This is a genomic window from Streptomyces sp. NPDC016640 (genome assembly GCF_043076215.1).
Taxonomy (GTDB): domain Bacteria; phylum Actinomycetota; class Actinomycetes; order Streptomycetales; family Streptomycetaceae; genus Streptomyces.
The window spans coordinates 165,306-180,061 of the sequence record NZ_JBIBRG010000008.1 but is presented as its reverse complement, the minus strand read 5'-3'; the positions used below and the strand labels follow the sequence as shown (position 1 = coordinate 180,061).

13 protein-coding genes are annotated in these 14,756 nt (G+C 73.5%); 10 read left to right on the top strand and 3 right to left on the bottom strand.

Annotated elements, in window-relative coordinates; genetic code table 11:
• Positions 1–100: 100 nt before the first annotated feature.
• Complete coding sequence (locus ACF07S_RS18635) at positions 101–772, bottom strand: lysophospholipid acyltransferase family protein (RefSeq protein ID WP_391964495.1); 672 nt, start codon at positions 770–772, stop codon at positions 101–103.
• A 426-nt stretch (positions 773–1,198) separates the two neighbouring features.
• Between ACF07S_RS18635 and ACF07S_RS18630 the strand changes: the two genes are divergently transcribed.
• The 3 genes from ACF07S_RS18630 (at position 1,199) to ACF07S_RS18620 (ending at position 3,492) form a co-directional block, all read left to right on the top strand.
• A complete protein-coding gene (locus ACF07S_RS18630) occupies positions 1,199–2,368 on the top strand; it encodes a glycerophosphodiester phosphodiesterase (protein WP_391974602.1) in 1,170 nt (389 codons plus the stop codon).
• Positions 2,369–2,443: 75 nt separating this feature from the next.
• Positions 2,444–2,938: a sigma-70 family RNA polymerase sigma factor gene (locus ACF07S_RS18625; RefSeq protein WP_391964493.1), complete on the top strand. Its 495-nt coding sequence runs from the start codon at positions 2,444–2,446 to the stop codon at positions 2,936–2,938.
• A 56-nt stretch (positions 2,939–2,994) separates the two neighbouring features.
• Positions 2,995–3,492 carry a GNAT family N-acetyltransferase gene (locus tag ACF07S_RS18620; protein WP_391964492.1) on the top strand — a complete coding sequence of 166 codons (498 nt, stop codon included), beginning with the start codon at positions 2,995–2,997 and terminating at the stop codon, positions 3,490–3,492.
• Here ACF07S_RS18620 and ACF07S_RS18615 read toward each other — a convergent pair whose 3' ends face one another.
• The gene (locus ACF07S_RS18615) at positions 3,493–3,921 is read right to left on the bottom strand and encodes a hypothetical protein (protein WP_391964685.1); all 429 of its coding nucleotides are present in this window, start codon (positions 3,919–3,921) and stop codon (positions 3,493–3,495) included. It abuts the gene before it with no gap.
• A gap of 1 nt (position 3,922) precedes the next feature.
• Positions 3,923–4,282, bottom strand: a complete 360-nt coding sequence (locus ACF07S_RS18610; protein ID WP_391964491.1) for a hypothetical protein — start codon at positions 4,280–4,282, stop codon at positions 3,923–3,925.
• Between the two features lie 103 nt (positions 4,283–4,385).
• Between ACF07S_RS18610 and ACF07S_RS18605 the strand changes: the two genes are divergently transcribed.
• The 7 genes from ACF07S_RS18605 to cobT all read left to right on the top strand — a co-directional run bounded on the left by ACF07S_RS18605 (position 4,386) and on the right by cobT (position 14,689).
• Positions 4,386–5,036, top strand: coding sequence for an HAD family hydrolase (locus ACF07S_RS18605; RefSeq protein WP_391974601.1), 651 nt, complete (start codon positions 4,386–4,388; stop codon positions 5,034–5,036).
• A gap of 395 nt (positions 5,037–5,431) precedes the next feature.
• Positions 5,432–6,469, top strand: a complete 1,038-nt coding sequence (locus ACF07S_RS18600; RefSeq protein WP_391964489.1) for a methionine ABC transporter ATP-binding protein — start codon at positions 5,432–5,434, stop codon at positions 6,467–6,469.
• Entirely contained in the window at positions 6,466–7,203 is a 738-nt protein-coding gene (locus ACF07S_RS18595; RefSeq protein ID WP_391964488.1) for a methionine ABC transporter permease, read from the top strand. Before ACF07S_RS18600 ends, ACF07S_RS18595 begins: the two co-directional genes overlap by 4 nt.
• 117 nt (positions 7,204–7,320) lie before the next feature.
• Positions 7,321–8,148, top strand: coding sequence for a MetQ/NlpA family ABC transporter substrate-binding protein (locus tag ACF07S_RS18590; RefSeq protein WP_391964487.1), 828 nt, complete (start codon positions 7,321–7,323; stop codon positions 8,146–8,148).
• 129 nt (positions 8,149–8,277) lie between these two features.
• Positions 8,278–8,916, top strand: coding sequence for a GNAT family N-acetyltransferase (locus ACF07S_RS18585; RefSeq protein ID WP_391964486.1), 639 nt, complete (start codon positions 8,278–8,280; stop codon positions 8,914–8,916).
• A gap of 123 nt (positions 8,917–9,039) precedes the next feature.
• Positions 9,040–10,251 (top strand): precorrin-6y C5,15-methyltransferase (decarboxylating) subunit CbiE, encoded by a 1,212-nt coding sequence (gene cbiE, locus ACF07S_RS18580; RefSeq protein WP_391974600.1) that lies wholly within the window; start codon positions 9,040–9,042, stop codon positions 10,249–10,251.
• A gap of 367 nt (positions 10,252–10,618) precedes the next feature.
• The gene (gene cobT, locus ACF07S_RS18575) at positions 10,619–14,689 is read left to right on the top strand and encodes a nicotinate-nucleotide--dimethylbenzimidazole phosphoribosyltransferase (protein ID WP_391974599.1); all 4,071 of its coding nucleotides are present in this window, start codon (positions 10,619–10,621) and stop codon (positions 14,687–14,689) included.
• Positions 14,690–14,756: the final 67 nt, after the last annotated feature.

The window sequence follows — 14,756 nt, the reverse complement described above, 5'->3', positions numbered from 1 at the left end:
CCTGCGGGGGCGAGGGAACCGCGCGACCGGCCACCTCCCACCCGCACCGGCGGCACCACCCCGGCCGTCCCTCACCCCCGGCTCGGACCGGTGCCGGCGGCTACGCCGCCTTCGCCTTGCTGGCGTACATGTCGACGTACTCCTGCCCGGACAGCCGCATCACCTCGGTCATCACCGAGTCGGTGACCGCGCGCAGCACGTAGCGGTCGCGGTCCATGCCCTCGTAGCGGGAGAACTCCATCGCCTCGCCGAAGCGGACCGTGACCTTGCCCGGACGGGGCAGGCCCGCGCCGCCCGGCTGGAGCTTGTCCGTGCCGATCATGGCGAACGGCACCACGGGCGCACCGGTCATCAGGGTGAGCCGGGCGATCCCGGTACGACCCCGGTAGAGGCGCCCGTCGGGGGAGCGCGTGCCCTCCGGGTAGATGCCGAAGACGTTGCCCCCCTCCAGCACCCGGCGGCCCGTCATCAGCGCCGCCACGCCGCCCCGGCCGCCGTCGCGGTCCACCGGGATCATGCCGACACCGGTGAAGAACCAGGCCATCAGCCGGCCCTTGAGTCCCTTGCCGGTGACGTACTCGTCCTTGCCGATGAAGAAGACCTGACGGTCGCAGACGACCGGCAGGACGATCGAGTCGATGAACGTCAGGTGGTTGCCGGCCAGGATGACCGGGCCGTCGCCCGGGATGTTCTCCGCGCCCTCCACCTGTGGGCGGAACATCAGGCGCATGATCGGTCCGAGCACTGCCTTGATGAGCGCGAAGCGGGACAACTGGCCCTCCGGTCGGAAGCGGACGTCTGTGAATGTCGTATGAGTCCGTGCAGGTGAGGACATTACTCGCGGCACGAGGGGTTGCGCACATCGGACTCGTGGGAGTTCACCGAGGTCTTACGCACTCTTGACCCGGGTGCACCTGCGGTGGCCCGCCCGTCGGCCGCGGGGAACGGGGCCGCCACCCTGTGACCGAACTCGCCCGGACCCGCACACCGCACGGGTGCCCCCGTCCGCCCGCCCCAATCGGACGAGCCGTCACATCCCCGCCACAATACGGCAGACGTGTGACGGGGGTACGTCATCCGTATGAGGGGCGTACGACACGCAACATCACCCGTGTGTTCGGCCCGGGGTCTCCCGTCCGTCATCCGCGCCCACCTACGATCGGCCCGCAGTGAACGCGGCGACGGCTAAGGGGCACTCATGGGAACGCGGGAGTCTAACGAACAGGCGGGCGGAACCGCACGGCGTGCGCTCCTCGGCGCGGCGGTGCTCGGCGCCTCGGGAACGGCCCTGGGCCTGAGCGGCACGGCGAGAGCCGCCGACGCCCGGCACGGCGGCGGCCGGGGACTGAAGGGCCTGCCCGTGCCGACGATCGTCGGCCACCGCGGGGCCAGCGGCTACCGCCCCGAGCACACCCTCGCCGCCTACCAACTCGCCCTCGACATGGGCGCGGACATCGTCGAGGCCGGCGACCTCGTGCCCACCAGGGACGGCCACCTCGTCTGCCGGCACGAGCCGGAGATCGGCGGCACCACCGACGTCGCGGACCACCCCGAGTTCGTGAGCCGCAGGACCACCAAGACGCTCGACGGCATCGCCACCACCGGCTGGTTCACCGAGGACTTCACCCTCGCCGAGCTGAAGCGACTGCGCGCGGTCGAACGCATCCCCGCCAACCGCCCGCACAACACCCTCTACGACGGCCGCTGGGAGATCCCCACCTTCGAGGAGGTGCTGCGCTGGCAGGACGAGCAGACCCGCAAGCGCGGCAAGCAGGTCTGGATCTACCCCGAGACCAAGCACCCCACCTACTTCCGGAAGCTGGGCCTGGGCCTGGAGGAGCGGGTCGCGAAGCTGCTGCGCAAGTACGGCAAGGACGGCCGCAACGCCCCGGTCGTCCTGCAGTCCTTCGAGCCGACCAGCATCCGGCGCTTCAGCAGGCTCGTGGACAACCCGCTCGTGGTGCTCCTGTCCCACGCCGGTGAGCGTCCCTGGGACTTCGTCGAGTCGGGCGACCCGCGCACCGTCGCCGACCTCATCACCCCCGAGGGACTGAAGGAGATCGCCTCCTACGCCCAGGGCATCGGCCCCACCCTCGACCTGGTCATCCCGCGCGACGCGAGCGGCAGGCTCACCGAGCCGACCGGCCTGGTGCGCGACGCCCACCGGGCGGGCCTGATCCTGCACCCCTACACCCTGCGCAACGAGAACCCGTTCCTGCCCGCCGACTTCCGCGAGGGCACCGACCGCGACGCCTACGGCGACGTGTTCGGCGCCTACCGCGCGTACTTCGCCACCGGCATCGACGGTGTCTTCACCGACCAGCCCGACACCGGCCTGCTGGCCCGCGAGGACTTCGTCAACGGCTGAGGCGCCCCGCCCCGGATGGGGTGAGTCGCGGCCGCTCCGGGCAACCCCGCCCGGAGCGGCCTCGTCGTTGCCCGTATGACGCACGATCTGGTCACCTCCCTGCGCCCGCTGCTCACCGCGGAGGCCGCCGCCGAGGCGTTCGCCTGCGGAACCGAACCGGACGACCTGGAACAGGCCGTCTGGCTCCGCCTCCTGGAGCGCCTCGACGCCGGCGGCCCGCCGCCCGACCCGCCGGGCTGGCTCCGCGCGGCCGTCCGCACGGAGGTCCGCCGCACCCGCCGCGCCGCCCGGCGGGAGACGCCCCTGACCGGCGAACCCGCCGGGCACGGTGACCACGACCCCGAACGCCTCGCGCTCGCCGCCGCCCGCCGCCGCGCCCTGGTGGACGCCGTACGGCGACTGCCCGGCCGCTGCCCCCGGCTCCTGGAGGCGCTGCTGTCCCCGCACGACCCGACATACCGGGAGATCGCGGGGGAGTTGGATATCTCACAGGGCAGTCTCGGACCGGAACGTTCCAGATGCCTGGGATGTCTGCGTCGTCTGCTCGCATCGGAGGTTGCGGCACGCTGAGGACGGGGATAGGTGTGGGGACGACAGGCGATCAGGTGAGCGGGAGGCATGCGCACATGGGCATGAGCGTGACCATCTCTGCGGCGGCCGGGCAGGACGCGGAGCAGATCTTCAGGTTGCAGTACCTGTGCTTCCAGAGCGAGGCGGCGCTCTACGGCAACTACCGCATCGACCCGCTCGTCCAGACCCTCGACTCGGTCCGCGAGGAGGTCGCCGCCGACTGCGTCTTCGTCGCCCGCCTCGGCGACGAGGTCGTCGGCTCGGTGCACGGCAGGGTCGCCGAGGACGGCGCCGCCGCGATCGGCAAGCTCTGCGTACACCCCCGCCTGCGGGGACACGGCATCGGCGCGCGTCTTCTCGCGGCGGCGGAGTCCGCCCTCGCCGGCGAGCACGGGGCCAGGACGTTCCGTCTGCACGCCGGGCACCGCAGCGAGAGCAACCTGCGGCTCTACAACAAGGTCGGCTACCAGCGGGTGGGTACGTCCCAGGGCGCGGACGGCGTACCGATGATCGTCCTGGAGAAGCAGGCGGAGACCTACGCGACGACCGCCTGATCAGGCCCCGGGCCGCCCCGGCCGCGCCCTGCGCAGCCAGTGGACGGCGGTGAGGGGCAGCAGCACGGGAATGAAGAGGTACCCCCTCCCGTAGTCCGACCACACGGTCGCGTCCGGGAAGGCGGACGGCTCCAGCAACGTCCAGGTGCCGACGGTCATGACGCCCACGAGCTCGGCGGCGCAGCACACCAGCGCCGCCCTGCGGGCCGTCTCCCCGCCACGGACCAGGGCGTAGGTGATGAAGCCGTAGACCACTCCGGCCAGCGCCGACAGCGTGTAGGCGAGCGGCGCCCGGTCGAACTCGGTGGCGATCTGGTACACGGAGCGCGACACGGCGCCGACGACCATCACGCCGTACAGCCACACCAGCAGCAGTCCGGGCCCGCCGATCAGCCGTGCCCGGTCCGGCTTCTCCCGCGCCGCGGCCATCTCAGCCTCCCCAGATGTCATACAGCCGCACCTCCAGCACGGCCAGCACGACACCGCTCGCGGCGACCGTCACCGAACCCCAGCGGGTGCGCTCGCCCAGCGACAGGAAGCCGGCCGCCGGGACGCACGCGAACGCGCCGAGCAGATACGCCACGAAGATCGTCGTGCCCTGCTCCGGGTCCTGGCCCCGGGCCAGCCGCACGATCCCGACGATCAGCTGGACCAGCGCCAGCAGCGTGACCACGGCCATCCCGATGAAGTGCCAGTCCTTCGTCGGCTGGTCACGGTAGGCGGCCCACCCGCACCAGGCGCCGAGCAGCAGCGCGGCGACACCGGTCACCACCGTCAGGACATCAAGCATGGCAGCGACCTTATTACGCCGGAACACCCCCGCCGCGCCCGCCCCCGGCAGCGTCCGGGCCCGCGTCCCCGGCGAGGCCCGGCGGCACCGTAGGGTCGGCGCCATGACGATCCACGCCCGGGCCCTGCTGTTCGACAACGACGGAACCCTCGTCTCCTCCCTGCTGTCCGTGCAGCGGTGCTGGACGCGGTGGGCCGGGGAGTACGGCATCACCGCCGAGGAGTTCGGGCGGGTCGAGCTGCACGGCCGGCCGGCCGCCGAGATAGCCGCCGACCTGCTGCCCGCCCACGTCGTGGCGGGGGCCGTCGCGCGGATCGAGGACCTGGAGGTGGAGGACGTGCCCAACGGCGGGGTCCACCTGCTGCCCGGGACCGAGGACTTCCTCGCGGCGCTCCCCGCCGAGCGCTGGGCCGTGGTCACCTCCGCCACCCGGCGACTGGCCGAGGCGCGCCTCGCCGCCGTCGGCATCCTGCCCAAGACCCTCGTCGCCGCCGACGACATCACCCGGGGCAAACCCGACCCCGAGCCCTACCTCCTGGCCGCCCGCAGGCTCGGCGTCGACCCCGCCCACTGCGTCGTCTTCGAGGACGCCCCGGCCGGACTCCGGGCCGGCCGCGCCGCCGGCATGACCACCGTGGCCTTGGCCACAACCCACCAGGCCCACGAGCTGACCGCCGATCTCGTCGTCGAGGACCTCTCGGCCCTGTCCGCACTGGTCACGGACGGTGCGGTGGACATCTCCGTGCGCGCGTGACGTGCGCGCACCGGTGTCCATGGCTGTCCACTATCCGGACAGTCGTGGCCGGTGAGATCGAAACATCTGCTTTACTGACCGCATGACCATCACGAGCGACCGCACTCCTGCGACCGGGGCGACCCTGACGCCCGGTGCTCGTTGTCTGTGTCAGCGCCGAATGCGCGCCTTCTAGAGGGCCCCTGCACCAGCCGAGCCTCGCGCCCCGAAGCGAGAGCCCGCTCAGGTCCGTTCGCATGCGCCGCATGCGAGACCGAGCCACGCCCCGCGCGCACGTCTCCCCACGGCCTCCTCCGCCGCGCCCGGGATCCGTGCCGCCCAGGCTGCTTTCGACCCTGAACGCCTCGTGCCGGCGCCCACGACGCGCCGCACACTCGACAGTGACGGAAACCCACGTGATCACCACCTCGGGCCTGACCAAGGTCTACCGCTCCCGCGGCCGCGAGGTCACCGCCCTGGACGGCGTCGACCTGCATGTCCGCGAAGGCGAGGTCTACGGCGTCATCGGCCAGTCCGGCGCCGGCAAGTCCTCCCTCATCCGCTGCGTCAACCTGCTGGAACGCCCCACCTCGGGCACCGTGACCGTGGACGGGCGGGACCTCACCGCCCTCGCCGGGCGCGGACCGCGCGCCGGCCGGGAGCTGCGGCAGGCGCGCAGCCGGATCGGCATGGTCTTCCAGCACTTCAACCTGCTGTCCTCCCGCACGGTGCAGGACAACGTCGAACTCCCGCTGGAAATCCTCGGCGTGCAAGGGAAGAAACGTTCCAGCAAGGCGCTGGAGCTGCTCGACCTGGTCGGCCTCGCCGACAAGGCCAAGGCGTACCCCGCCCAGCTCTCCGGCGGCCAGAAGCAGCGCGTCGGCATCGCCCGCGCGCTGGCCGGCGACCCCAAGGTGCTGCTCTCCGACGAGGCCACCAGCGCCCTCGACCCCGAGACCACCCGCTCGATCCTCACGCTCCTGCGCGACCTGAACCGGCAGCTCGGCCTCACCGTCCTGCTCATCACCCACGAGATGGACGTCGTGAAGTCGATCTGCGACTCGGCCGCTCTCATGGACAAGGGCCGCGTCGTCGAGTCCGGCACGGTCACGGAACTGCTCGCCACCCCCGGCTCCGAACTGGCCTCCGCCCTGTTCCCGGTCGGCGGCGAGGCCTCCGGCGACGACCGCACCGTCCTCGACGTCACCTTCCAGGGCGAGAGCGCGACCCGGCCGGTCATCTCCCAGCTGTCGCGTACCTACAACATCGACATATCGATCCTCGGCGCCGCCATCGACACCGTCGGCGGCCTGCAGATCGGCCGGATGCGCATCGAACTGCCCGGCCGCTACGAGGAGAACGTCGTGCCGATCGGCTTCCTGCGCGAACAGGGCCTGCAGATCGACGTCGTGAACCGGGAACAGCCCGCGCTGGTGAAGGAGGGGGCCAAGTGACCTGGTCCGAGATGCAGCCGCTGCTCGCACAGGCGTGTACCGAGACGCTGGTCATGGTGGGCTGGTCCACCCTGATCGCCGTCGTCGGCGGCCTTCCGCTCGGCATTCTGCTCGTCCTCACCGACAAGGGGGGACTGCTGCAGAACACCGCGGTGAACAAGGTCATCGGGCAGATCGTGAACGTCGGCCGCTCGCTGCCGTTCATCATCCTCATGGTCGCCCTGATGAACTTCACCCGCTGGGTCACCGGCACCACCATCGGCAGCGAGGCGGCGATCGTGCCGCTCGCCATCGGCGGCATCCCCTTCTTCGCCCGTCTCGTCGAGACGGCCGTGCGCGAGGTCGACCACGGGCTCGTCGAGGCCGTGCAGGCGATGGGCGGCAGCACCTGGACCATCGTCCGCAAGGTCCTCGTCCCCGAGGCGCTGCCCTCGCTGATCGCCAGCACCACCACCACGGTCATCGCGCTCGTCGGCTACTCGGCCATGGCGGGCACCGTCGGCGGCGGCGGACTCGGCGACCTCGCCGTCCGCTACGGCTACCAGCGCTTCGAGACCGGCCTCATGTGGATCACCGTCGCGGTCCTCGCCGTGGCCATCTCCCTCATCCAGTTCGCCGGCGACCACGCGGCCCGTGCCCTGCACCGCCGCGGCGGCCGCTCCGGCCCCTCGCCCAGGCTCCGCCTGCCGAAGGCCAAGGAGCCCGCCGCGGCCGACGTCGGCAAGGCCGCCTGACGCTCCCCGCACCCCCGTCCCGCCCACCCGGCGCCCGGCCACCACCCCCTGCCGACGGCGCTTCGCGCCGGCACCCCTTGACGCAAGGGGCCGCACCACCAAGGAAAGGCACTTTTCGTGCGTAACACCGCCAAGATCACCACCGCCGTCCTCGCCGCCGGAGCCCTCACCCTCGGGCTCACCGCGTGCGGCTCGGAGAAGGACGCGGCCTCCGACACCTCCGGCCCGCTGGTCGTCGCCGCGAGCCCCGTGCCGCACGCCGAGATCCTGACCTTCGTCAGGGACAACCTCGCCGAGGAGGCCGGCCTCGACCTCGAGGTCAAGGAGTTCACCGACTACGTCACCCCGAACACGGCCACGGAGGACGGCTCGGTCGGCGCCAACTACTTCCAGACCCAGCCCTACCTCGACGACTTCAACAAGAAGAACGGCACCCACGTCGTGTCCGTCGTCGACGTGCACCTGGAGCCGCTCGGCCTGTACTCGCGCAAGGCCGGCAAGACCGCGGAGCTGAGGAGCGGCGCGACGATCGCCATCCCCAACGACACCGTCAACGAGGGCCGCGCCCTGCAGCTGCTCGCCGAGGGCGGCCTCCTCACCCTCAAGGAGGGCGTCGGCGCCGCGGCGACCCCCGCGGACATCACCGAGAACCCGAAGAAGCTCACGTTCAAGGAGCTGGAGGCGGCCCAGACGCCGCGCGTCCTGGACGACGTCGACGCCGCGGTGGTCAACGGCAACTACGCCATCGAGTCCGACCTCGAGCCCGCGGAGGACGCCCTCGTCCTGGAGTCCGCCGAGGGCAACCCGAACAGCAACCTCCTCGCGGTCAAGGAGGGCAACGAGGACGACCCGCGCGTGAAGAAGCTCGCCGAGCTCCTCACCTCCCCCGAGGTGAAGAAGTTCATCGAGGACAAGTACGCCGGTTCCGTCCTCGCCTCCTTCTGATCCGCGCCCGCCACCGACGGGGTCCGCTCCGCTGCAAGGAGTGGACCCCGTGATGCGGGCCGGTGCTCCGATGCTGCATGCTGGGCAGTTCAGCGGCACCCGACGGTCTCTCAGGTAACGGAGCGGCGCATGACGAGCACCTTCCCCAACATCTCCATCAGCACGGAGCGGTTGGTGCTGCGCCCCTTCGACACGGACGACGTTCCGGCCCTCGCCGCGATGATGAACGACGACCAGGTCGCCGCCTGGACCCCCGTCCCCCAGCCGTTCACCGAGCAGGCCGCCCGCACCTGGATCACCGAGCGCGCCCCGGCCGAACGCGAGGCCGGCCGCGGACTCGACCTCGCCGTCACCGAGTTCCTCACCCAGCGCCTGGTCGGCGTCATCCAGCTCTCGAAGACCAACTGGCACGTGCGGTCCACCGAACTGTCGTACATCATCGCCCCCTGGGCACGCGGTGAGGGCTACGCCTCCGAGGCCGCGCTCGCCACCGCCCAGTGGCTCTTCCGCGACCGCAGACTCCAACGCGTCGAACTGCGCACCGCCGCCGACAACACCGCCTCCCAGCAGGTCGCCCAGAAGATCGGCTGCATCAGCGAGGGCGTGCTCCGCAACGCCTGCATAGCCCACGTCCGCACCGAGGACGGCGGCTGGAGCGAGGTGCGCACCGACTTCATCGTGTGGAGCCTGCTCCCCGAGGACATCGAGGGTGCGGACGGACACCTGGCCGACACCGGCGGGTTCACCACCTATCCGGACTGGAACTGATCCCCGGACCTCCTCCCGCCGGTGCCGCCGCGACGGTCCACGGCCGCACCGGGTAACCTCAGCGGACCCGCCCCGGGGCGGGAGAAGCCGACGACCTGCGAACACCCCAGGAGACTGACGACGATGGCCGACCGGGTCACGGTGATCGGCTGGGACGGTTCGCCGCCGACCGCCGCGGCACGCGCCGCGCTGGGCGCCGCCACGCTGGTGGCCGGCGCCTCCCACCACCTGGCACTGCCCGAGGTGCCCTCCGGCGCCGAGCGCGTCAGGCTGGGCTCCGTCGCCCTCGCCGCCCGCCGCATCGCCGCCCACCGCGGCACGGCGGTCGTCCTCGCCGACGGCGACCCCGGCTTCTTCGGCGTCGTACGGACGCTGCGCGCACCGGAGTTCGGCCTGGAGGTCGAGGTCGTCCCCGCCGTCTCCTCGGTCGCCGCCGCCTTCGCGCGCGCCGGAATGCCCTGGGACGACGCCCACGTGGTGGTCGCGCATCCGCGCACCCTGCGCCGCGCGGTCAACGTCTGCCGGGCCCACACCAAGGTGGCGGTCCTCACCTCACCCGGCGCCGGCCCCGCCGAACTGGGCCTGCTCATGGAAGGCATCCACCGCACCTTCGTCATCTGCGAGGAACTCGGCACCGAGCGCGAACGGGTCACCGTCGTCACCTCCGACAGGGCCGCGGACCACACCTGGCGCGACCCCAACGTCGTCATCGTCATCGGCGGCCCGGCCGCCGCCGGCGAGTCCGGCGGCTGGATCGCCGGCCGCGACCCCGCCTGCGGCACGCGCGGCTGGACGCTGCCCGCGAAGGAGTACGGCGGCGAACTCGGCGAGGGCGAACGGGAACCGCTGCGCGTCTCCCAACTCGCCCGGCTCGGACCGCGGCTCGGCGACCTCGTCTGGGACATCGGCTGCGGCAGCGGAGCCTTCGCCACCGAGGCCGCCCGCGCCGGCGCCGCCGTCATCGCCGTCGACCGCGACCCGCGCGCCTGTGCCCGCGCCGACTCCGCCGCCCGGCGTCACGGGGTTCAGCTCCAGATCGTCCACGGCACCGCCCCGTACGTCCTGGAGAACCTTCCCGAGCCGGACGTGGTCCGGGTCGGCGGCGGGGGAGCGGCCGTGGTCTCCGCGGTCGCCGACCGCCGTCCGCAGCGCATCGTCGCGGACGCCGCGACCCGCGACGCGGCCGAGCTCATCGGCCGCAACCTGACGGAACACGGCTATCGGGTCGAGTGCGCCCTGCTCCAGTCCGTCGAACTCGACACCCGGGCCTGGACGGAGAAGGAACGGAGCGTCGCGTTCCTGCTCAGCGGGGTGCTGCCCGCACGCGGCGACTGATCCGCGGGCCGTCCCCGTGATCGGGTTGTCGGACCGCGCGCGGTAGGCTGGCCGATCGTTGTACCGCACTCGGGCACCCGGCACTTCGTCGGTCGATGTCCCGGAAAGCGCGCCCGTTTTGAGACGTGTGTGGTACGGCAGAACCGGAGAACGCGCAACGTGGCGCAGTCCACAGCGAACCGTCGCCGATCAGGCTGACGCGACGGCCGTACGGCCGCGACAATGCCAGTGAATGGCTTTGTCGCCTTTTTCGGGCGGACCGTTCGTGCCGCTGGGGACGCACGCTCGTTCTTCAGCGTGGGGCGGTCGGTGCGCCGTTCCGGGTGAGCTGGTCGTAGGAGCACTAACCGATGGGCGAGGGGTACGCATGACCGACACCGGCCAGGTCCCGGGCGAGGGATTGCCGGAGAACGCAGGCATGGTGGAGCAGCCGGGCGTCCCCGCGCCGGGCACGTACACCTACCTCTCCGACAGTCCGGCCAGTCCGGCCGAGGACGAAGACCTGTTGCTGCCGGGCGCCCAGGGCGCCTGGGGCAACGAGATCGCCCCGCCCCCTCCCGAGCCGGTCGTCGAGACCGTGCACGAACCGGGACCGCACGAGACGGCCGGCCGTGACAGCGGCTCGGTCGACCTGCGCGGCGTCAGGCTCCCCGGGCCGCAGCAGCCGGTACCGGCCGCGCCGCGCCGCCCGCTGCACCTCGGTCCGCCCATTCCCGATCTCTCCGCCGGTCCGGTCCGCTCCCTCGCCGACCGCGGTCCCGCCGACCTGCCGACCCGTCAGGCGGGACCGCCGACCCTCGGCCCCGAGTACCTCGACGTCCCGCGCGCGCGGGAGGCCGTAGCGCCACCGCCGGCGGCGCCCTGGGGCGCGCAGGCCGCGGTCGGTGCCGGGGCGACGACCGCGGAAACGGTTGTTCCGTCGCCGGAGCCGGTGGACGCCGCCCAGGCGGTCGTCACCCGCGTCGCGGCGGAGGCGGTCGCCGTGCAGGACACCGATGGCACGGCCGGAGGTGCCGGCCCCGTCGCGGGCGCCGACGGCACCGAGGCCACGGCACACGACGCCGCGGGCGTCCCCGAGCCGGCGGCGGGCCCCGAGCTGCCCACCGTCCGGGCCGCCGGGCCGGACCACGCCCCGGAGCCCGGGGCGGCCGCTCCGGTGACCGCGGCGCCCGCGGAGGCCGCCGCCCCGGAGTACGCCCAGGTGCCGGGGGCCGAGCCCGCCGGGACGCCGGGTGCCGGTGTCCCCGACGCCCGGCCCGACGGAGTGCCCCCGGCCGCCCGGGCAGCCGGAACCGCGCCGGCCGTGGAGACTGCCGTTCCCGAGCAGGTCCAGGGGCCGGAGGTGTCACAGGTGCTGGACGCCGGGCCCGCCGCGGACCATCGGGCGCGGGAGGCGGGGGAGCCGCCGACCGCCGGGTTCCCGGGTGCCGGGGACGTGGTGCCGGAGGACGTCCGAGCGGCCGGGGTGTCCCCGGATGTCCACGTGCCGGGAGCCGGGGCCGCAGTGCCGGGGGACGTCCCGGTGGCCGAGATGCCCCCGGCCGCGGACGTGCCGGGTGTCGCGGGTGCGGTGCCTGGGCATGCTCGGACGGCCGAGGTGCCCCCGGCCGCGGAGGCGGCGGGTGCCGAGGACACGGTGTCGGAGCACGTCCAGGCAGCCGAGGTGTACCCGGCCGTTCACCTACCGGAAGGCGAGGGCGCGGTGTCCGAGCACGTCCAAGAGGCTGAGGTGTCACCCGCCGCCCAGGCCCCGGGTGCCGAAGCCGCCGGGCCGGAGAACGCTCCGTCCGCCGGGCCGGAGGACGTCCAGCCGGACGAGGCCCTCGGCGCTGCCCCGGTACCGGGCGTGGACGCCGCCGTGGGGCCGCAGGAGCCGCGGGCCCCCCGGGCGCCGGGCGCCGAAGCCGCCGAGCCCGGGTACGCCCAGGACGCCGGGGCCTTCCCGGACGTCCGGGCGGCAGACGCCCGGACAACTGCCCCGGAGCACGCGGAGACGGCCCAGGACGCTCAGGCGCCGGGTACGGAAGCCGCCGCGCAGGCGCGGTCCCAGGAGATCCCGGCGTCCCGGACCCCTGCCGACCCGGTCGTGCCGACCGGGGCTCCCGTCGCCGAGCCGCACACCACCGCGCCCGTCGCCGCAGTCCCGACGGCGGAATCCGGTCCCGGCGCGACGGCCGAGGCGGACCCGGCACAGGCCGTACCGGAACCGACCGGAACCACCGCACCCGCCTCCGGTCCGACGGGCGGCGAATTCCCCGCGCCGGCCCCGGCCGGGGCACCCGCGGCCCAGCCCCCGACCGCCGTGGACCCGGAACCGCTCCAGGCCTCCGACGGGACGGCCGCCGCCGTGCCCGCTGCCGTCACCGAGGCCGTGCCCGGCACGGGCGCGTCCGCCCCGCCCGCCGTCACCGCCGCGGCCGCGGCCGACACGGCACCCCCCGCTCCCGCCCCGGCGGACGCGGACCTGGTCCGGGTCCCCCAGCAGGACCCCGGCGCCGTCACTCCCGGGCCCGCCTCCGACCGGCCCGCCCACGTGGACGGAACCGCGCCCGCCACCCCGCATCCCGCCCCCACCCCACCGCAGGGCGTGACCGTGCCGGCCGAGCCGGACGCCGAACCCGCCCAGAACGCGGACGACATGGACACCCGGGGAGCCGGCGCGGAGCCGGAGACGCGAGCGGAGACGGAACCGGCACGGTCCGCCGGCCCCGCCGCCCCCGGCTACGACGACGCCGAACGCGAGGCCGTGCTGAAGGTCATGCGCGAGCGCCGGGACATCCGCAACGGCTTCCGCGGCGACCCCATCCCGCACGAGGTGCTGCTCCGTGTCCTGGAGGCCGCGCACACCGCGCCCTCCGTCGGCCACTCGCAGCCCTGGGACTTCGTCGTCATCCGCTCCGCCGAGACCCGGCGCGGCATGCACGAACTGGCCATGCGCCAGCGGGACGCCTACGCCAGGTCCCTGCCCAAGGGCCGGGCCAAGCAGTTCAAGGAACTGAAGATCGAGGCCATCCTCGACACCCCCGTGAACATCGTCGTCACCGCCGACCCCACGCGCGGCGGCCGGCACACCCTCGGCCGGCACACCCAGCCGCAGATGGCGCCGTACTCCTCCGCGCTCGCGGTGGAGAACCTCTGGCTCGCCGCCCGCGCCGAGGGCCTCGGCGTCGGCTGGGTCAGCTTCTTCGACGAGCGCGAGATGGTCCGCGCCCTCGGTCTGCCCGAGCATCTGGAGGTCGTCGCCTACCTGTGCGTAGGCTACGTCGACGAGTTCCCGGACGAGCCCGAGCTGATGCAGGCCGGCTGGTCCAAGCGCCGCCCGCTGTCCTGGGTCGTGCACGAGGAGACCTACGGCCGTCGCGCCCTGCCCGGAGAGGACCCCCACGACCTGCTTGCCGAGACCGTCGCGCAGATCCGCCCGCTGGACGCCAAGGCGCTCGGCGAGGCGTGGGAGCGCCAGAAGCGCATGACCAAGCCCGCCGGCGCGCTCGGCATGCTGGAGATCATCTCCGCCCAGCTGTCCGGCCTGTCCCGCAAGTGCCCGCCGCCGGTGCCGGAGCCCGCCGCCCTCGCGATCTTCGCCGGCGACCACGGGGTGCACGCCCAGGGCGTCACCCCCTGGCCGCAGGAGGTCACGGCCCAGATGGTCGCCAACTTCCTCGGCGGGGGAGCGGTCTGCAACGCCTTCGCCGCGCAGGTGGGCGCCGAGATCTGCGTCGTCGACGTGGGCGTCTCCTCCGACCTCCCGGCCACCCCCGGACTGCTGCCGCGCAAGATCCGCGCCGGTACGTCCGACATGACCACCGGCCCCGCGATGAGCCGGGAAGAGGCCAAGAAGGCCATCGAGGTGGGCATCGAGACCGCCCGCGACCTGGTGGCGGCCGGCAACAAGGCGCTGCTGACCGGCGAGATGGGCATCGCGAACACCACCGCGTCCGCCGCCCTCATCTCCGTCTACACCGGCGCCGACCCGGCCGAGGTCACCGGCCGCGGCACCGGCATCAACGACGAGACCCTCGCCCGCAAGACCGAGGTCGTGCGCCGTGCCCTCGAAGCGCACCAGCCGGACCCGGCCGACCCCATCGGTGTCCTGGCCGCCGTCGGCGGCTTCGAGCACGCGGCCATGGTCGGCCTGCTGCTCGGCGGGGCGTCGCTGCGTACGCCGGTCATCCTGGACGGCGTGAGCGCCGGCGCCGCCGCCCTGGTGGCCCGGGCCATCGCCCCCGAGGTCCTGGCCGCCTGCATCGCCGGGCACCGCAGCGCCGAGCCCGGTCATGTCGCGGCCCTCAACAAGCTGGGCCTGCGTCCCCTGGTCGACCTCGACCTGCGGCTCGGCGAGGGCACCGGCGCGCTGCTCGCCCTGCCGCTGGTGCAGAGCACGGCGCGCGCCATGCACGAGGTGGCGACGTTCGACTCGGCGGGAGTCACCGAGAAGTAACCCCCCCCGCACGGGGCGGGCACCCCAGGCGCACCGCCGCCCGGTTCGGCCCGCCCCGCCGTACGCC

Coding starts and splice junctions, on each gene's coding strand:
- ACF07S_RS18605 (WP_391974601.1), top strand. CDS start 4,386: ATGACGATCCACGCCCGGGCCCTGCTGTTCGACAACGACGGAACCCTC.
- ACF07S_RS18630 (WP_391974602.1), top strand. CDS start 1,199: ATGGGAACGCGGGAGTCTAACGAACAGGCGGGCGGAACCGCACGGCGT.
- ACF07S_RS18620 (WP_391964492.1), top strand. CDS start 2,995: ATGGGCATGAGCGTGACCATCTCTGCGGCGGCCGGGCAGGACGCGGAG.
- cbiE (WP_391974600.1), top strand. CDS start 9,040: ATGGCCGACCGGGTCACGGTGATCGGCTGGGACGGTTCGCCGCCGACC.
- ACF07S_RS18610 (WP_391964491.1), bottom strand. CDS start 4,282: ATGCTTGATGTCCTGACGGTGGTGACCGGTGTCGCCGCGCTGCTGCTC.
- ACF07S_RS18625 (WP_391964493.1), top strand. CDS start 2,444: ATGACGCACGATCTGGTCACCTCCCTGCGCCCGCTGCTCACCGCGGAG.
- ACF07S_RS18615 (WP_391964685.1), bottom strand. CDS start 3,921: ATGGCCGCGGCGCGGGAGAAGCCGGACCGGGCACGGCTGATCGGCGGG.
- ACF07S_RS18585 (WP_391964486.1), top strand. CDS start 8,278: ATGACGAGCACCTTCCCCAACATCTCCATCAGCACGGAGCGGTTGGTG.
- cobT (WP_391974599.1), top strand. CDS start 10,619: ATGACCGACACCGGCCAGGTCCCGGGCGAGGGATTGCCGGAGAACGCA.